The following is a 19,601-nucleotide window of genomic DNA, read 5'->3' as shown; positions in this document are numbered from 1 at the left end:
TCGCCTTAGGCAGGAGTGTCAGCCGGTCGGCGTGCTTGAGCTCGGTGCCGCCGACGACGTTGAGCCGGCTGAGGTTCTGGCGAGCGATCTGGCTGTTGGAGCAGATGTAGACGATGTCGATCCGCTCTTTCGACTCCCAGAGATGCTCGACTGTCCGGGCGATCACGCCCTTGGCGACCATCGTCTTGCCGAGGCCCACCTCGTCCGCGACGAGGAAGCGCTTGACCCGGTCCTCGTCTGTCCACAGGCGTTCGAACGCGTAGTCGACGGTCCGTCGCTGGAAGTCCTTGAGGCTGGCGAGCGTGCGCTCGACGTCGGGTCGCTTCATGGCCGGACTTCCCGGTGGACCCGCCACACGACGTCCCACAGCGCGTCGAACCCGTCGGGCACGAGGGAGGCACCGTCCGGCGGGTTCCGCAGGTCCTCCATCAGGCTCGCCACCCTGGCGAGCGCATCCTCGTCGCGGCCGACGGCTCGGACCATCGGTTCGAACAGCGCGGCCCGGGCGCTGAAGCCTGCGTTGGCGGAGGCGAACCGCTCGCCCGGCGTGCCGGTCGCCTGGGCGAAGATCGAGTCATAGGCCGGGTCGCCCAGCAGGAAGAGGAGGTAGCGCAGCACGTCGTCCTTGCTGCGGAGGACATCGAGAACGGCGTCGAGCCGTCGGGCATCGACGTCGCCGACGAGGACCGCCTTCAGGACGCAGCGGCGGGTGACGCGAGCGGCGCGCTCGCCGGCGGTCGTCTCGACGACGACGAAGGCCGTGACGTGCTTCGGAGCGACTGTCCACGCCAGCTCGGCCGTGAGGGGCTGCGCGTGGGTCTCGGACACCGACGCCAGCCAGACACGGGTCGAGCCTGGCGGCTGTCCAGGGACGGGCAACGAGAGGACCGCCTCCGCCCGGTCGTCGTCGAGGGCTCGGACGCGGAGGACGGGCGCGTGCGCGGCGAGGTCGCGGTGGAAGCGCTCGAGCACGTACGACGTCTCGATGGCCGGGTCGGGAACGCCGTCCTGCGACGAGGCGCTGTGTGGAGCGAGCAGGTTCACGAGCCCGGGCACCTCCGCGGAACCGTCCAGCACGGCCGCCACACCGCAGGTCGAGGTGGGGCCCGTGAGCACCGCGTCGAACTCGACGTTGCGGTCCCAGGCCGCGCTGGTGAGATTGGCGCTGCCGGTCACGGTCGTTGACGTCCGGTCGTCCAGGTCGAGGATGAAGGTCTTCGCGTGCAGGCCGTCGCTCTCGTCCTGGAACTCCGTCGGCACGCTCTCGCCCGCGGGCGCGGCGTCGTGATCGGTCTCGGCCGTGCGCTGCAGGACGGTGACGTCCCAGCCTTCCAGTGCGTGTGCGCCGACGAGGTCGAGCGACTCGGCGCGTGACACCAGCGTGCGGGCCGCGCTGATCCGAGCCAGCGAGTCCAGGCGGCCGCGTGTGAGGAACGGGCTGATCGCGAGCACGCGCCGAGCACGCGTGGGGAACGGCCAGGCGTCGCCGCCGAGACCGATGGGGAGTAGCTCCCCTCCGGTGAACGGGCTCGGTGGAGCGAGCCGGACGCTCGCGAGCGTGGCAGCAAGGTCGTCGACGTCGTTGGTGCGCCGATCCGAGACTGGTCGGGTCGTGAGCGAGGGAAGCCACCGGATGAAGTCCGCTGCGGGCGCGGCGTCGATCAGCCCGTCGGAGGCCTCGTCGAGCACGAGAGCCGTGTCCCAGGATCGGTCGAGAGTCATGTTGCGGCTCAGTACGACGACGCGGTGCGCGTGGCTGCCCTCAGCGTCGACGAATCGCAGTGCCCAGATCTTGGGGTGGAAGATGCCGCCGTCGCGTGGTGCGGTGACTTCGTGGACCGTGTCTTCGACGAACGTCAGGACGCTGCGATAGGCCGGTGGCACCTGGATGCCGCCGGATTGGCAGAAGACGGTCGTGTGCTCCGCATGGCGCCGGACGGCCTCGAGGAGCCGGATGGGGTCGACGCGCTCTGCGTCACCGTCCGTCTGGTCGAACACGGCGAACGAGAGCGGTGCGAGCAGGAGCGCGGTGAGGTTGAGCGCATACGTCGTGCCGACGACGAGGTCGACCTTGTGGCCGGGTGGCGGTCGCAGCGCGTCCGTGAGCAGGACCCGCGACTCGGGCGTGAGCGTCATGCGGTCTCCCGAGCCGCGTACAGATCCCGGAGGTGCCGATGCGCGATGGACCACGTGTAGTCGAGGCGTCCCGTGCCGCTGGCGCCCGACCACCGATCGAGCGCCGCCTGGTTCGCCAGCCGAGCGCGGCCGCCCTTGATCTGGCGTTCGCGCGTGGCCACCAGCAATGCGGCGTCGCTCTGCCTTTCGACGACCGCGTCAGTGGAGGCGAGGGTGATCCAGGAGTCGACGAACAGGCGTGTGGGGGGCCGGATCCCGGCGCTGTGCCTCGCGATCGTCGCCCACCATGCGGCCCGGTCCCAGCTTTCCAGCGCGCCGGTTTCGTCCACTTCGACCCGCCACGCGTCGAGCTCGGCCTCGTAGTAGTCGACGAGTTCGTCGCTCGCGCGCTTGCGCGCCAGCAGCAGGTTGTACAGCAGCGCGGCGCCGTGGATCGCCGTGTGGAAGCGCCGTGCGTGGTCGACTGTCTCCGCGAGCCGCGCCGGAGCATCGCTCAGGCCGGGCAGCTCCCACACCAGGTCACTGAGCGTGACCGGCTGGTGCAGGATGAGCCAGGCGAGCATCGAGCCGTCGGTCTCACGGGCGATGACGTGCGAGAGGTATTCCTCCTCGGCGGCGCTCAGCTCGAAGTTCGTCTTCGTGAGCAGACCGTCGGGGGCCGGGGGGAGGTGCGGGTCGAGGCCGGACCGTGGGCGGCGTTCTTGCGCTTCCGGGTCATCTGCGGTGGCGGTCCGACGCGCCAGGCGATGTGCATCGTGCCGGCGGCGAAAGTAGACGTCGGCGGACAGGTCGGCCTCCCTGATTCCCCAGGCGCCGAGGGCGGACCAGTACGTGGCGCTCGGCAGCCGCTTGAGCCTGTCCCGGGCGCGGCTGCCGATCACGCCGACCTGCTCGCCTCCCGCGAGCAGGCTGCCGACGAGCCTGTACTCGAGCGCGCGGAACTCGGCGCCCATCTCCGCCGGGCTCGGCTTGTGCGCCGCGTGCTGCATCAGCCACGGGACGAACAGCACGTAGCGCAGGCGAGTGTGCAGCGTCGAGGTGCCGGGGAAGAGGGCGCCGGAGAGGGCATCGCGGATCGCTCCGATGCCGAGCTCGTCCACCGTGCCCTCGTCCTTGAAGAGGTCGACGATCTCCAGCATGCGGCGGCGCTGGCTCGCGTCGGCGTCGAGCCACCCGAATGACGACGTCATGCGTGGGCGGCGAAGTCGCGGGCGGCCAGGGAGTCTTCGGTCGCGGCGAGTCGGGTGACCAGCGTCGCCAAGTCGTGCACTTGGTCGAGCAGGGTAGCAGGGTCGGCGCCAAGGTCAAGTGCATGCTGGTAGATCTCGACGCCGGTGCCGACAACGCGGTGTCGGGCCTCCGGCTCGTTGCCCTTGGCGTAGACGAGGTGCCCGCGACGCAGGCCGCGCACCGTGCAGTACGCGAGCATCTGGTAGAGGTCGGCGTTGGGGTAGCCGCTCGGCTTCTCGGCTTTGTACTTTGCGTCGATGACGGCCGTCGGCGTCGCCGATTCCGGGCCGTACCAGACGAGGTCGGGCTTCATCGGCACGGTCGTCGCCTCGTCGAGATGCCACCGGTCCTGCGCACGCACGCGCCCGCCGGCGACCAGCAGCGCCGCGCCCAGGGCCTCGGTGAGGAAGTCCTCGAAGAGCTTCGCCATGTCGAGCATGAATCCGTCGATGCGGACGGTCCCGGCGGCTTGCTCGACGGAGCTGCCGCGCAGGACGAGCTCGCCGAGCCCGAGTGCGACGTGGTACCTCGCGTTGAGGCGCGAGCGGGTCCACGCCGGCAGCATCCCCCCGCGCGGGAGCGGGCTCACGTCGGCGAGCTCGCGGGAGAGGCGTCGCAGCGCCCGACGAGTGCGGTCCGGCACTCGTTCGAGTCGCAGGAGGCGGTCGGTGGCAGCGCGCAGGATCTGGTTCTCGGCGATGTCGACGTCGAACTCGTCGAATCGGATCTCGAGCGGCAGGGCCATGCCGTGGCGGCGGGTGAGCTGGTCGCTCGTGCGGATGCGGCCGCGCAGGACCGGGGAGGCGAGCTCCTCGACGCGGTACCCGTGGAGGAGGCCGTGGGAGGTCGCCCTCTCGGCCTGGCGGGCGAACGCGGAGGCGATCGCCTTGAGCAGGTCGGCGTCCTCCTCGAGGTCGACGTCCTCGTCGCGCCAGAGCGATCCGTCGCGGGCGTACCCGATGAGGAACATGAGCCGACGGATGTTGACCTTGGGGCGGATCGTCAGGTCGACGCCCGCGATGCGGGCGACGCCGACCTTCGTGCGGGGGCCGATGACCCACCAGCCGGCGTGGACGGACGGCGCGGCAGTGACGAGCTCGCTCGAGCGCAGCGCGAGGCCGGTCCGGTCGTCGAGGGCGACTTCGACCGGCTGTCCGTTCTCGATGAGTTCGATCGTCGTCATGGCGTGGGATCGTCCACCGGGGCGTCGATGTCGGCGAAGTCGTCCGCCGCGGCTGCCGTCGAAGTCTCCCGCGCGAGCCGGCTGCGGATCGCGCGGAGCGAGTACCGCGCGGCGACGTCGATGCCCTCGCCGTAGTGGTGCTCCTCCAGCAAGGGCAGGATCGACGTCTCCCACGCGGTCTCTAGCCCGCCGTTGCGGTGTACGTCGGCGCGCATGAAGTACGACGGGCCGATTCGGAAGTCCTCGTCCTGGATGAGGGCGTTGAGACGGTCGAGCACGTCGGCGGTCGTTGCCGGTAGGTCCCGATCGGCCAGCCAGCGCCGCAGCATGCTGCGGGTCGGCTCGACGCTCGGGTGCAGCGCCTTGAACGCGAACCTGCGTCGCATCGCGGCGTCGACGAGAGCGATAGACCGGTCGGCGGTGTTCATCGTGCCGATGATGAACACGTTCGATGGCATCGTGAACCCGGCCTCGTCGCCGGTGCTGTAGAGCAGGTCGATCGCTCGATCGCGGTACTCGAGCAGGAAGTACAGCTCGCCGAACACCTTGGCGAGGTTGGCTCGATTGATCTCGTCGACGATGAGCACGTACGGCGTCGACGGGTTCTCCCGCGCCGCGTCGACGAGGCGGCGGAACGGGCCTGGGGTGAGCGCGAATCCAACCGTGGCCGTCCCGTCCTTCGGTGCGACGGGCCGGTAGCCCTCGAAGAAGTCCTCGTAGGAGTACGCGGGGTGGAACTGGACGAGTTTGACCGCTGACTCGTCGGTCAAGTGCCGGGCGATCGCCTGCGCCAGGTAGGTCTTACCGGTGCCAGGCGGGCCATAGAACACCATCTGGTGGCGGTCGCGCAGCAGGTCGACGCAAGACTGGACCCAGTCGCGGTCGACGAGGAGCGAGTCCGCCAGCTCGTCGGTGGCGTCACGCAGGACGAGCTCGACGGGCGCGGCCTTCGCGGCCTTCTTCGCCTCGGCGGCGTCGGGAGCGACGAGCGCCGCGAGGGCGGCGAGCTCGCTGGTGAGGTCAACGACCGTGTGCTGGCTCGACAGCTTGGGCTTGAGGCCTGCAGGCAGATCCGTGAGGTCGACGGGCCGGGCGGGGTTGCGCCACTGCACCGTGCGGCGCAGGTTCGAGCGGTCGTCCGACGACTGCACCGAGGCGACCTCGCCGGTGATGTCGCCAATGTAGAAGTTGCCGCCGTCGTTGGCGATCACGAGGTCCCCGACCTGGATGCGATTGACGAACAGGTCGAGCTCGGTGACCTTCTCGTTTCGGGTGTTGTACGATTTCTGGGCGTAGTCCTCTTCGACGACGGCGACGATCTCGGCCCTGCCGAGGGGCAGCGTGAGCGCGCGAATCTGGCTGGCGGCTACCGACACGGACCCCCGTGCGATCCACGTCGGCACGAGGTTTTTCCCGTTGACGTTGTTGCCACGCACGAGCCAGGCGCGGCGCGTGGCAGGCTCCGAAGACTCGGCGAGCAGCTCGCGCAGGTCGTAGCTGGTCAGCCGTGCGGACTGGCTGGCGCGGCCCGCGTCGTCGAACTCCAGGCCTTCAGCGACCAGCAGCTCGCGCGGGTCGTCGCTGCGGTGCGGGTCGTTCCACCGGAAGCCGTCCGACACCGTTCCCGCGGACGTGAGTACGCGGAAAGCCGCCGAATGGTCGGTTTCCGAAATCCACGTGCCGACGTTCTGGTTCGCCAGCCCGGTGAGCTGAGCGAGGTCGCTGTACGACGTCCATAGACCCGGCTCCACCAGGTCGAGCGCCGCGCGGAGAGTATCGAACTTCGTGCCAGTTGCTTCGCTCGCCAGGGTCTGTCGACGTGCACGCTGTCGAGCGCCGTACTGACGGTTGAGGGCAGTCATCAGTGCTGCATCTGAGGAAGCGCTGGCAAGCGCGTCCCGTCCGGCATCCGTCAGTGCCCACCCGCCCGACTTCTCGATCCATCCGATTGCTCGAGCATGAGAAATCTCAAAACGGACGCCCGTCTCAAAGCGACGGACGCCGCTGTCATTGGCGCTCAGTTCGAACTCTGTCAGCGGCAACGTCGCAGCCAGCGCCTGAATCGCCGAGGTGGATTGGAGAGGATGCGGAGCGTCGCGCAGGATGCGAAGCATCGTGCCCACGAGCAGCGGACGCCGGATTGCATCACGGGCGGGTGGTTCGGACATCAGGCGGCCTCCGTCAGTGGTCGTGGCGCGGGCCGTGGCCGGCGGGCGGGTCGAGTGGGCTGACGTAGAACGCTCCGGAGGCCGCAGCATCGGTCATCGCGTCGTATGCCTCCAGGATGAGGCGCTTAGTGCGGAACTCGCCGTGATCGCGTTGCTCGTACTTGCGGACGACGAAGAATGAGTCCATCACGTGCTCCACCTCGTCGCGGTCCAGGCCGTAGAGCACGAACATCGCGGCATCGAGCTCAACGCGCATCCGTTCGCGACGTGAAGGAACCCATTTGAACGGTCCACGACTTGACTGCGTGGACCCCGAAAGCGACTTCGCGAATCCGGCCATTCGTTCCGAGGTGTAGTTGAGCTCGAGGACCCTCGCAAGGACCCACTCTCCCAACGTGCATTCGGTAACTCCCTGGAGCGGCCTCTGGAAGTCGGATGGTCCAGGGACGGCGACTTGATAGAGAATCTCGTATGTCGCGTGGGTTCCGCTGATTTTCTGGCGGACCAGATAGTCACAAATGAAGCTTGAGAGCAGCGCCTGTAAAACTGGGCCGTCGCTCGGGCGACTCAGTATCATCACAGGAAACACATGGCCAACCGCAGAGCGGGGAATGATCGCCGGAATAAGGGTTCGTTCGTTGACGCCACCCGTGATGTCGCGCCATCCAAGAAACCACTCCTCGCGCCACTCAGATGGAATGGCCGCTTCCGCGTCCTTGGACTTCACCCAGTAGCGTGCGCGCGGCTCATAGGTTGGGTCGGCGTGGGCACTGTCAGCCGCTCTTGGCAGGGTACCCTTATTCAGCTGAGCCTGTGTGGCTCCGCGATATGTCGCGAAGCGGTGATCGAAGTGCCAGAGCATCTTCGCCTCGTAAAGTGGCATCCAGTCCAACTTACCAAGATCCCAACCCCACCCGTTGAACCGCGCCTCGCGATTAGTTAGCTCGTGTTCGTCTAGAAATAAGGCAGAGTCGGTCGCCATATCAAGAAGCCTTGCGAAGCGCACGCCCCACCGATTCTGATGTGCGTCTCGATGCACGAGCACTGGGAATTGCTCGTGCAGTTTGACGGTGAGATCTGCATCTCGCGCGCCTCGGAAAATGGGTAGAGTTCCCGAATTCGGACTCACCTTCGCCAGTTGATCCGGCGTGAGTAGTATCCGCTTGTTCTTGGCGTCGCCAACGTGCCTGACGTAGCTTGCAAAGTGCACTGACCCGGCGGGTCGCCCAACAGACAAGACCGAAACCGCAAAATGCTGCTTGTTCGTTACGGATGGGAAGATCTTCGCTTCGTTCTCAAAATCGTAGAACGCCACCAGTTCCCGCCGGCGTACCGCGTTCCCGAGGAACGCGGCTGCAGTCGATCCGGTTGCAAGTTCGGTTTGTGTGATAATTCCTAGCCGTCCGCCCTGTTTGACGAGAGATTGGAATAGTTCGGCGAACACGGCGTAAGTGTTGACGTCTCCAACTCCGCACAGTGGATATCTGCCGGACTTGTGGAGGAAGAGGCTCAGTTGCGCCGAACGCCGACTGGCGCTCGCCCAGGAGTCCGCTAGAGACGAGTTTGACTCTCGCAATTCCAGTATCAGCTTCTTGCGCAACGCGGCGGTCTTCGCCGTCGCGATTCTGCTGTCGCGCTGCGAGAAGAACTCCTGCTCCTGGAGCGTTACTCGCTCCCAAGGAGGGTTACCAATCACGGCGGTGAAACCGCCACTCCAGCCGTGTGCCCCGTTCGGGGTGTTGGTGTGGAAGACGTCGGGGAACTCTAGGTGCCAGTGGAAGAACTGGGACTCGGCGGCCAGGCGCTGGACGACGCGAACGAGAGTCTCTGGCGCGGTGCCGTCGTGCAGCGACTCAAGCACTCCGGTGGTGATGGCGGTCGTACCCGGGGCCTTCACCTGGACGAACGCGGCGCACCAGGCGTCGGCATGCAAGCGCTCCCGGGTGAGTTCCGGGGAGGACTGGTACTGGGTGTAGGCGCGCTGGGCGGCGTGGACCTCACGCAGGCGCGGTGCGCCGGTTGCCGGTGCTACGGCCTTCGAGAGACGTCCGCGCAGGTCGATGGTGGAGGTGCCGACGTCCACTAGGTCGAACAGGGAGTCGGCGCCCGCGGTGGTCTCACGCTCGGCCTTGTTGCGCTTCCTCAGCGCGGTGGTGAAGCGCTTGTCGTCGCCGGTGAGCGCCGTGAACGCGTCGTCTGGGATGCCGCCTGCGAGCAGGGCGGGGGTGGTGCCGAGCAGAGCGTTGCCGACTTTGAGGTGCGCGTCCAGAAAGGTTAATGGGCGGCCCGCTTGCATCGATTCCAACCACAGGGAGACCTTGGCGAGCTCGGCGGCCAGCGGGTTGAGGTCGACCCCGTAGATGCACGAGCCGACCACGTCATAGAGGGCGTCCTGCAGGTCGGTGGGGGTGGGGTCGGTCTCGCCGGAGCGGACGATCGCGAGGCGTTCGGCGATCCGGCGCGCGGCCGCGACCAGGAAGTGCCCGGACCCGCACGCGGGGTCGCACACGCTCATCGCGAGCAGGGCGGCCTGCGGGTCGGCTGCGCGCTCGGCCTCGTCGAGCAGCGGGGTGAGGGTCTCGTCGAGCACCAGGTCGATCAGCGAGGACGGCGTGTAGTACGAGCCGGTGGTCTTGCGGTCGTTGCCGGCCAAGTTTTCCAGGGTGAACGTCTGCTCGGTGCGGTGGTAACGGGGCACGAGCTCGAGCAGCGACTCGTAGATGGAGCCGAGCTCCTCGGCGCCGAGGTTCTTGTAGTCGACGGTGCGCAGCGGCTGGCCCTTGGGCCGCACGGTCGACAGGTGCCGGATCGCGGACAGCAGCGCGTCGTTGGGGAGGTCAGCGTCGGTGAACAACTCGGCACCGTCGTCGTCGAACAGGCCGCCCAGACCGGGCAGCGCGAGCTCCGGACAGCCGTCGTCCTGCCCGAGGCGGGCGATCACCAGTCGCTGCACCTGCCACAGGTCACCGTGCCGGGTGCCGCGGCGCCTGAGCGCGAGGCGCCGCAGCCGGTCGGTCGAGAAGTAGTCCCGGTAGCGGGCCTGCGCCGTCGGGTCGGAGTCAAGGGGGTGCAGGGCCTGGCGGTCCTCGGCGACGAACAGGAACAGCATTCGGTAGACCAGTCGGAGCAGTGCCTGGTGGTAGTCAGCCAGGTGCAGCGAATCTTCGTCCAGCCGCTGCCGCAGGGACGGCGTCGCGCGCAGGAACCCGGTGCCGAGGTCGGCGATCGCGGCCTGCACGCCGTCCGACAGCAGCGACAGTGCGCGTGCGCCGGTCGCGATCGCGGTCGTGCGCCACCGCTCGAGCCAGCACTCGGACGGGCCGGCATCGTCGGTCAGGACCTCGAGGCGGGACTGGTGGAGCAGGAGGAACAGCACGACGAAGTCGGCGAACAGCTCGCCGGAGAACATCGCCTCCAGGTCGAACTCGACGAACGACTGGGCCGACAAGGAGGTCGAGTCGCGCAGCACCCGCACGACCCGGCCGTTCGACACGACTGCCCAGAGATGCTCGTCGGACCGGTTGAGCAGCTCCTGCACCATCGCATGCGGGGCGCGCTCGGCGGCACCCGGCACACTCTTGGTGCGGCGATCGAGGTCGACGCCCCACCCGAGCAGGTGGATCGGCACGGCGCCCCACTGGTGCGACACCGGGAACGACTTGCCCGACGCAGTGATCCCACCGGCCGGGGTCGCCTGGAGCCGCCCGTAGCCGAGCTCCCGGAACAGCACCTGCAACCACCGCTCACGCGTCACGCCGACGGCCGGGTCGCCCTCCGGCAGCCGCGACAGCGCATCGTGGAACGACGGCCACACGCCGATGAGGTACGCCCATGCCCGGTTCGCGGCCTCGCGCGGGGTTTCGCCCGCGGCCAGGTGGTAGTCCCAGCCGGAGAACCCGCCAAGCTCGCCGTCACCGGCTGCAACGCGCGCGAGCAGGTCGGAGGGCAGCAATGCCCCGATGGATCGCACCGCGGTCAGGTCCCCGGCCATCAACGGCTCCCCACGACAGGCAGGTACAGGTACACCCCGAGGACGTCCACTGGCGTTTGGGCGCGCACGCGCAGCCCTTGCCGGGCCGCACCGGCTCCCGCCCGCACGCGCCGATGGCTCTCCAGCAACCGGTCGGCACGCTCGCCCGCTCGGGAGTCGAGCAGCGGTCCGAGGGCGCTCACACGCTCAAGCGCGGCGGCGATCAGATCACGCGCCTGATCGGCGGGCACGTTCGCGTCCGCCTGCGCTGCGATCAGCGACGCGACCTCGTCCGTCGGCAACAGGTCCGGCGCGTCCGGATGGCCGCGGAACGCGACGATCTCGCAGTCCTCTGCGATCAGGGTCCGTGACCCGTCGGCCGTGGGGAGGTCGAGGTGGAACCGGTAGCGCAGGAGCAGCGCGGTGGTGCGGGCGGCGACGTGGCGGGTGCGGACGACCCCAGCCCGCCGCGCCGGACCCCTGCGGAGCGTGGTTGCGGAGTCGAGGGCGGTGTCGAGCACGTACCGGGCGACGGCTTCGACGCTCGGGTCGGTCCGCACGAGGAGGGCGTGCCGCCGTGGCACGGGCATCTGGCGGTGGAACGGCAGGGGCGTGGCGAAGCCCGGCGGCAGGGCGTCGCGCAGCCCGGGCGCCAGCGTGTCGGTGATGGCCTCGAATCCGTCGCCGGTCGACGTCACGGACGCGCCGAGCGCCCGCAAGGACTCCTCGACGAACGGCTCGATCTGCCCGTGGGTGCCGAGCGCGGCGCGCGCCTCGGCGACCTCCTGGGCGACATCGTCGGGGTGGATCGTGCCCTGCGCGTACTTTGTGCGGGACGCCCGCTCGGTCTCGGCGGCCGAGCGCCACTCGGCTTCCAGGCGCCGGTCGGCCTCCTCGAGGCCCAGCTCGAGCTCGAGCTGCTCGTGGTTCACCCCGCGCAGCAGCAGACCTTCGAGGAGCGCCTCGAGCAGCGAGTCGGACTCGCTCGGGACGGGGACGGACACGCCCGTCGCCTTGCTGATCGCCTGGTGGCGGCGGATCAGCACATCCAGCACGAGGCCGTCGATGCTGTTGTCCTTGCCGTAGATCGTGATCGCCCGCACTGTCGGCGCAGTCTGCCCGAAGCGATCGACACGACCCTCACGCTGCTCATGCCGGGTCGGGTTCCACGCCAGGTCGTAGTGCACGACCGCCTGAAACGCGTCCTGCAGGTTGACGCCTTCGGACAGGCAATCGGTCGCGACAAGCACGTGCCGGGCATCGGTCGCGGTGAGCGCCCGAATCCGCTCCTGTCGCTCGGCCGGCGGCAGCGTCCCCGTGACCACTGCAACCTCGGCGGCCTTCTTCAGCTCGGCTGCGAGATGCTTGCCGACGTACTCCGCTGTGTCGATGAAGCGGCAGAACACGATCGGGTCGAACCCGTCGGCGAGCAGCCCCTTGACCTCCTTGACGAGAGTCGCCAGCTTCGCGTCCGCGGCCGGGCCGAGCAGGGACTCGGCAGTCTGGGCCAGCGCGCGCAACCGGGATCGCTCAGACGGGGTCGTGGCCTCGGTGTCCTCCGTGAGGGCGCCGGGGGTGACGTCCGCTGCCTCGACGGCCTCGTCGTCCGCAGTGTCCAGCACGCTCGCGCGGCCGAGTGCGTCCGCCTCGGCGAGATCGGCCGCCTCTGCAGCAGCCGCGCGCATCCGCAGCGTGGCGGCGGCCGCCGCCGGAGACGATGCGAGCGAGCGCAGGAGCGCGAGCACGGACCACCAGCGCACCCGCTGGCGCACCGTGCCATCACCCGCGTCGCGGACCTGCTCGCGCGCATAGTCGAGCACCTTGGCGAACAGGGCCCTGTACTCGGGCTTGAGCGAGTAAGCGACCTCGCGCAACTCGCGGTCCGACGGGAACTGCGTGTCCTCATCCAGATAGCGGCGGATGTCGCCGCGTCGTCGCTGCACGAAATGCCGGGCCAACCGCTCCCGCCCCTGCGGCCGGTCGAGGTCGATCGTCGCGAGCTCGGGGTCAAGCAGTCCAACGAGGTTGCGGAAGCCCTCGTCCTTACCCGAATGCGGTGTCGCGGTGACCAGGATGAGGTGCCGCTTCGGGTCGCGTGCGAGATCGTCGAGGAGCTCATGCCGGCGGTGCCGTTGGCGTCCGCCGCCGACCGTGTCCGAGACGGCGGTGTGCGCCTCATCGACGATGACCAAGTCCGGGCAGTGGTTGAGGAACTCGGCCCGGTGCCGGTCGGACTTGATGAAGTCGGTGGATACGACTACGTGCGGGTACCGGTCGAACAACGACTCGTTCATCATTAGATTCCGCTCCAGGCGGCGGACCGTCGACGTCAGCACGAGCTCCGCCTGGATGTGGAACTTGCGCGCCAGCTCGGCCTGCCACTGCTCGGCTAGCGCGGGGCTGCACAGCACCGCGAGACGCTTGGCGTCCCCCTGGGCGAGCAGCTCGGCGGCGATCAGCCCGGCCTCGACCGTCTTGCCGATGCCGACGTCGTCGGCGACGAGCATCCGCACTGTGTCCTGCCGCAGCGCCATCAGCAGCGGGACGAGCTGGTACGCCCGAGGCTCGACGGCGATTCCGGCGAGCGACCGGAACGGCCCGGCCGACGACCGGAAGCCGAGCTGGAGCGCGGTGCGCAGCAGGCCGGCACTGGTCGCGTCGCCGAGGTCGTCGGGGCTCGGTAGGGGATAGGTCGCGTCCTCGACCGGCTCGAGCGCCGTGTGCAGGCCGGCTATGTCGTCGTTCCCCCCGCCGAGGGGCCGCAGCAGCAGGAACGCCGGCCGGCTGTCGGGCAGCACGACCCACTCGCGTCCGCGGGCGCGCACCAGCGAGCCGGGCGCGTAGGTGGCTGTCGTCATCGGTGGTACTCCAGATCAACTGCGGGCGGTGCCGAACACGGACGGGTAGCGGGCGACAACGGCCTCCCAGGCGTCGTCGTGGCGGACGCGGATGACCATCCAACCCAGGTCCTCCAGGCGCTCCTGGGAATCGTGGTCGCGCGTGCGCTGGATGTCGCCGTCGTGGACCGGGCCGTCGACGAACACGGCGACCGGCCCGGTCGCGAGATTGAAGACCAGGTCGGGACGGGCGCGCGCTTCCTCGACCGATGGCTGCGCGCGGTCGGGCAGACGGTAGCCGTGCTCGTCGAGCCAGTTGACGAACTTGCGCTCCAGGCCCGAGTCCGCGAGCGACGACAGCGAGTCGCGCTGCTCCGAGCGCGTCCGTCCGCCTGCACCCGTGCGCACATCGGCGGCGGCCAGCTCGAGCAGGAGATCGCGCACCACGTGCCGGTTGATGAACGCGTGCTCGTGCTGGTTGCCGTACGCGAGCAGGCACTCGTAGCAGGCGAGCTCGCACCGCTCCGCGCCGGGCGCCGCGTTCGGCGAGTGCCCCAGGTCGGCGCCCGAGTCAGGATCGAAGTGCGCGATCTCCAGGGCCTTGCGCGCCACGCTCGCCAGCGCCCCACGCTCGCTGACGAGGCGGCGGAGCGCTCCGGCGCCCCCCTCGGCTGCCTCGGTCAGCAGCATGCGCCCGCGGCCATCGAGGTCGGGCAGCCGCTGCGACTCGAGTTCGGAGTCCTCGAGCTGGAACACCGCCTCCGCACCGCGCTCGAGCGCGTAGCGCAGCGTTGTCGCCGCCGAGTCGTCGAGCGGCCGGGCCAGACGCAGCAGCAGGATGTTGCGGCGGTCCTCGACGTACGGGATGACCTTCAGCACCTTCTTCGCGTCCTCGAACGAGAGCAACGCCTCTGCGTCGACAGTCGCGTCCTCGGCATCCTTCTTCTGCGCCCAGCGGCCCGTCGTCACGTCGAGGAAGAAGCCGCGGTCGTTCGGGTCCTTGCGGCGGCGGCGCCCGACGTTCGCGACGCGGATCGTCGCGCTATCCCCATACGTCAACGTCGCCGTCGTCTGGCCGTCGCTGATCGCGTCAGCGTCGACCCGGCCCGGCCGGTCGCCGTGGTCGTGGAACCGGTACGACACCTCCAGCTCGAAGCCCGCGCGACGACGCTCCTCCTCATCGGAGCTGATCCGCTCACGACGTCGCGTGAAGACGGTCTGCAGTCGCAGCAGGTTGTACGTCTTCACGCCGAGCTGGACGCCGCACGAGTCGCAGACATCTGCGCCCTCACCGCTCGGGTGGTGGTAGCCGCAGGCCTCGCACCGTCGCGCCTCCTCGGTGTCCGCCACGCCCGCGTGGTCGGAGGATCGCGGAAGCTGCACCCGCTCCACCTCGTACCTGGCGCCTTCGTGGTAGATCAGTGACCCGGGGCCGAACTCGCTGATCGCCAGGAACCTCGGACGCTGCAGGTAGTCCCCGTCCCGCTTGCCGCGGCCGCCGGGGATGTACGCGGCGAGCGGCAGCCGGGGGAACGAGTACCCGGGAAGGAAGCCCTCGGAGGCGAAGTAGCGGTAGGAGTAGAAGTCGGTCTGACCGTGCTCCGAGTCCTCGTTGCGCAGCAGCGCGAGCTGGTTCTTCGACTCCCAAGCCCGCCGCGACGCGGCTTCCTTCTCGAATCGGGGTGCGCGAGGGTCGACCGCCAGCTTCGACTGCGCGTGGTACTCCGACAGGGCCGTGCGGTACAGCAGACGCCACCGCTCCAGCGCGTGGTCGAAAGCGGTCGGCGCCGAACGCACCTGGTCGGCGACCCAGCCGTCGTACCACCAGATCACCTGTTCGACGGCGTCCCACGCCCCGCGCAGCTCGTCGATGACCGCCTCGGCACGGACCACGGCGCGGCGCTGCACCTCGGGCTCGGTCAGCGCGCGCCAGACCTCGGGGATCACGTCGAGCGTCGGCTGCTCACCCGAGGCATCCACGATGTCGGTGATCCGCGACTTCAACGACTGGCCCGTCTCCGAGAGCCAGACCGCGTGGACGTGCGAGCGCACGAGGTCCTCGTTCGCGAGGTCGAGCCGCGGGGCGGCCACCGATCCCGCGACCATGTCCCGGGAGTTGCGGAAGTAGTAGGTGTCGTGGGCGTTGCCCGTCGCGCAGTAGGTCACGACGAGAGCGGGCTGGCCGCTGCGGCCGGCACGGCCAGACCGCTGCGCGTAGTTGGCCGGGGTCGGCGGCACGTTGCGCAGTCCGACGGCGTTGAGGCTCGCGATGTCAACGCCGAGCTCCATCGTCGGCGAGCAGAACAACAGCGGCAGCCGCCCGTCGCGGAACTCGTGCTCGCGCACCTCGCGCTGAGGTCCCGGGACCTGGGCGGTGTGCTCCATCGCGTGCAGGCCGTGCAGCCCCTCGGCGACCTCCCGGTATAGGTTCGCGAAGAACGGGTTGACCCGGATGACCGCCTCGCTGTCGGTGCTCTTGCGCAGCGGGTCCTCCGCGCCCTTCATCCCGTCGCCCGCCCGCCAGCGGATCGCTGAAGCCTTGAGTCGGTACCCCGGCACGCCCTCGACCGGGTCGGCCTCCGCCAGGAGTCCGCCCTCGTCACAGAGGACGCGGAACATGTCTCGAATCACGAGCTCCGCGTCGTCGGGGCTCAGGTCGCGCCCGAGCGCCGCGTCCCGGCGCAGGTACCTGCCGAACGCGGAGCGCCCCGAGACGAACAGGTCGTTCCAGCCCTTCTTCTTCGTCGCCCCACGCGGGTACACGACGCCCGCCGCCGCGACCTTCTCGTCGTCGGGCAGCGCCCATTGACCGCTGAGATGCTGGCGCGAGTCACGCTGGATCTGCTCGAAGCCGAGCTGCGTCAGGCAGTCCACGTCCACCGCGAGCACGCGCCGCATCTCGTGGAGCAGGATGCTGCACAGCTCCTCACGCAGCTGGGCCGGGGCGTCGCGCAGCTTGGGGTGCGTGCTTTCCCAGATCTCCTGGGCCGCGGCGATCTCGGACAGGTCGACGTAGGAAACCCTCAGCAGGCCCGTCTGCTCGAGGTTGGGCATCGTGATCCGCCAGCCGCGCTGGAGGTCGGCGTAGACGCGGTACTCGATCACCGCGCGCAGCGCCCGCAGCGCCGACTCCTTCGCCGAGAACCGGACCTCGGGGTTCGCAGCGAAGTCGGCCATCTCCAGCCGCAGCGCGTCTGCCACCCGCTGCGCCACGACTTCGTGCGTCAAGCCATCGGGCGCGTCCGCCAACGCGCGGTACAACGCACCGCGCAGCTGGGAGATCTGCACGAAGTCGTTGAAGTGCCCCGCCTGCAGCGACGCGTCCTGCCGGTTGTCCACGAACGTCAGCAGCTTCCGCGCGTCCGCCGCCAGTTCGGACGGGCCGAGCTGCTTCAGTGACCGCACGACACTTGCGGCGACGACCGTGACCGCCGAGGACCGCCCCTCGCGGTCCAACGTCGCGAGCTTGGCGTAGTCGTTGCCACGCACCTGCTCATAGGAGACCCGGCAGCGCATGCAGAACGCGAACGGAGTCGACACGAACCACGCGCGCAGGCCGGCGCCCGGCGCCGTGACCGTCCCGTCGGGGGCGATCCACACCTCCTTCGGCAGGTACTTCGCCTTGGTCTCGAGGACCACGGTCGCGCCGGCCGGGTCGGTGGTCAGCCAGTGGTCGGGCAGGCGGTTCTCGAGGACCGGGTCGGCCGGCCACGGCAGGTCGTCGGACACGTAGAGGTACCCGGTGACCGCGTCGCCGCCGGACGCGTCGGCGTCCTGTCGCGGTACGAACGCCTCGCGCCCGCTACTCGTCTTCGCCACCACGAGGTACTCCTGGCCGCACTCGCGGCAGAAGCCGAGCGGCAGCAGCGCCTTGCCCGCGTCTCCCGGCACACGCAGCTGGTACGTGCTAGTGATGTAGCGCGTGTCCTCCGGCTCGAGCGACACGTAGACCGTGTCCCCCTTGGAGAGGAACTGGTGCAGCCGGAACGCGAACAACGGCCGACCCGTTTGCGGATGGCGTGCGGTCGAACCCGCCAGCAGAACCGTCCGGATCGCCTCGGTGCATGCCCCGGCGTCGAGCCCGGTGCGTCGCGCGAGCTCGTCGGCCGCCGCGCTGACCGTCGTCGGCTTGCGGCGGACCAGCCGGCCGCTCTCCCGCTCGGTGTCGAGCCCGAACGTCGTCTCGACCCAGCACGCGAGGGGATCGCGCGCCAGCTCGTCGTACGCCAGCACGTCGACGGCGCCGACCTTCCGCGTCGCCTCGGCCAACGCGGCGTCGTCAACCGCTCCGTGCGACGTGGCACGCGTCAGCGACTCGCCGATCACGCGCTCTGGGGTGACCTCCGACCCAAACAACCGCGTCGCGACATCGGCCACCGTCGTCTGCTGGGCAGCGACCGACCCACCGGATGCCATGGTCGCGGACGTGCCGATCACCTGCAGTGACCGTGACGCGCACGCGTCACGCAGGCGTCGCACCAGCAGTGCCACGTCGGCCCCCTGCCGCCCGCGGTACGTGTGCAGTTCGTCGAGGACGAGGAAGCGGAGGCCGCGCGCCGCGTGGATGAGGTGCTGGCGCTCATCGGGGCGAGTCAGCACGAGCTCGAGCATGACGTAGTTCGTCAACAGAATGTCTGGCGGGTCGGCCAGGATCTCCCGGCGGCGCGCCTCCGACTCCTGCCCGGTGTACCTCGCGAAGGTCACCGGCTCCTGTCCAGGCGGGTAGCCGTAGCGCAGGAACTTCTCGAGTTCGAGCGTTTGGGAGTTGGCCAGGGCGTTCATCGGGTACACGACGACCGCCTTCACGCCCGGGACGCGGGCGTCACCAGCGGCGGTTCGCTCGCGCAGGACGGCGTCGACGATGGGCACGATGTAGGCCAAGGACTTCCCGGACCCGGTGCCCGTGGTGAGGGTGTACGACTTCCCGCTGCGAGCCGCCTCGATCGCCTCGCGCTGGTGGCGGTGCAAGGTGAGTGTTGTCGAGCCGGGGTCATCGGCGTGCTTCTTGACCCGGAAGATGCGCGCATTCTCTGGGTGCAGCAGGCCCTCGTCGACGAGGTCGCTTACGGTGCCGCCAGTCTCAAAGCTTGGGTTGAGGCTGAGCCACGGGTCCGGCCATTGGGCACCGCCGTCGAGCAGCTCGTTCACATGCTCGCGGATGCGCCGGTCGCGGACCTCGACGCTTCCAGACGTGAAGCCACGGTAGTCACTGATCACGCGATCGCGGATGCTGAACACGTCCACTGCTGCGTGACCCCCTAGTCGGGCTACCTGACGGCGCCGAGTTTGCCACGGTCTCGGACCGGGTGGACGCAGTGCCGCACGTTGCGTGTGGATTGTGCCTGATCGTCCCGTTCGCACCTACGGCGTCACCCGCGTGGACCAAGGGGAACTCTCGCCTGAGCGTTCATGGCAGACGGCTTGTCGATCCGGTTCGTGCATCGGTACGAGAGAAGGGTCTCGCGGCCTCTCGCGTGGTCGGCATCCCTCGCGCGTCGCGAGCGGCGCGCTCCGAGGATGACGGCCAACACGCTGTGCAGGTCTCGTCAGACGCTGACGACGCGGGGGCCGGCGGGCGGGCCGCGGTTGGTGAGGAGCGATCGCTTCGGAGACCGACCGCACCTCCATGCGCGCCTGCCGTTCCGGCAAGGGAGAGCCGGAGCGCAGCATGATCGAGTGTCCGAGGACCGCAAGAGGCCCGAGCAGCTCGCTGGAGTGCCGGACCCGTCTGAGTGGCATCGCCCGCCACAGCCTTCTCACAGATCCCACCCACCGCTAACGTCGACAGAGGAAGCGCACCCGCGCGACCCTGCACCGCAGCACCCCGCCGCCGCAGCCGGGGCTGCGGCGGTTCCGCGGCCATGGGGGGCCTCGGGAGAACGGCGACGCGACCTGCCGCACGAGGTCGCCCGCCCGATCGGTATGGCATGGACCGTCCGCCACACCGCGGCGCCGCGCGCGCCCGGTTGCACCGGACGGGCGGACGTCTCCCACCCCAGGAGCACGCCATGCACCCGCACCCCACCCGCCGACGTCCACGGTCACCACTCGCCGTCGCGGTCGTCCTCGCTCTGCTC

The 19,601-nt window shown here is 69.3% G+C and carries 7 protein-coding genes; all 7 read right to left on the bottom strand.

Features of this window, described 5'->3' with window-relative positions:
* Positions 1-324: 324 nt before the first annotated feature.
* The 7 genes from MHY85_RS05600 to MHY85_RS05570 all read right to left on the bottom strand — a co-directional run bounded on the left by MHY85_RS05600 (position 325) and on the right by MHY85_RS05570 (position 18,762).
* Complete coding sequence (locus MHY85_RS05600) at positions 325-2,136, bottom strand: phospholipase D family protein (RefSeq protein ID WP_239194000.1); 1,812 nt, start codon at positions 2,134-2,136, stop codon at positions 325-327.
* Positions 2,133-3,326 carry a DUF6361 family protein gene (locus MHY85_RS05595; protein ID WP_239193998.1) on the bottom strand — a complete coding sequence of 398 codons (1,194 nt, stop codon included), beginning with the start codon at positions 3,324-3,326 and terminating at the stop codon, positions 2,133-2,135. The genes MHY85_RS05600 and MHY85_RS05595 overlap by 4 nt, the downstream gene beginning before the upstream one ends.
* On the bottom strand, positions 3,323-4,549 hold the full coding sequence (locus MHY85_RS05590; RefSeq protein WP_239193996.1) for an McrC family protein: 1,227 nt from the start codon (positions 4,547-4,549) through the stop codon (positions 3,323-3,325). Before MHY85_RS05590 ends, MHY85_RS05595 begins: the two co-directional genes overlap by 4 nt.
* A complete protein-coding gene (locus tag MHY85_RS05585; RefSeq protein WP_239193994.1) occupies positions 4,546-6,663 on the bottom strand; it encodes an AAA family ATPase in 2,118 nt (705 codons plus the stop codon). Before MHY85_RS05585 ends, MHY85_RS05590 begins: the two co-directional genes overlap by 4 nt.
* 67 nt (positions 6,664-6,730) lie before the next feature.
* Positions 6,731-10,708 (bottom strand): Eco57I restriction-modification methylase domain-containing protein, encoded by a 3,978-nt coding sequence (locus tag MHY85_RS05580; protein ID WP_239193992.1) that lies wholly within the window; start codon positions 10,706-10,708, stop codon positions 6,731-6,733.
* Complete coding sequence (locus MHY85_RS05575; RefSeq protein WP_239193990.1) at positions 10,708-13,545, bottom strand: helicase-related protein; 2,838 nt, start codon at positions 13,543-13,545, stop codon at positions 10,708-10,710. Before MHY85_RS05575 ends, MHY85_RS05580 begins: the two co-directional genes overlap by 1 nt.
* A gap of 15 nt (positions 13,546-13,560) precedes the next feature.
* The gene (locus MHY85_RS05570; RefSeq protein WP_239193979.1) at positions 13,561-18,762 is read right to left on the bottom strand and encodes a DEAD/DEAH box helicase; all 5,202 of its coding nucleotides are present in this window, start codon (positions 18,760-18,762) and stop codon (positions 13,561-13,563) included.
* Positions 18,763-19,601: the final 839 nt, after the last annotated feature.

The organism is Cellulomonas sp. ACRRI (assembly GCF_022346185.1).
GTDB lineage: Bacteria > Actinomycetota > Actinomycetes > Actinomycetales > Cellulomonadaceae > Cellulomonas.
The sequence above is the reverse complement of the archived record's forward strand: the minus strand, read 5'-3'. Positions and strand labels throughout refer to the sequence as shown.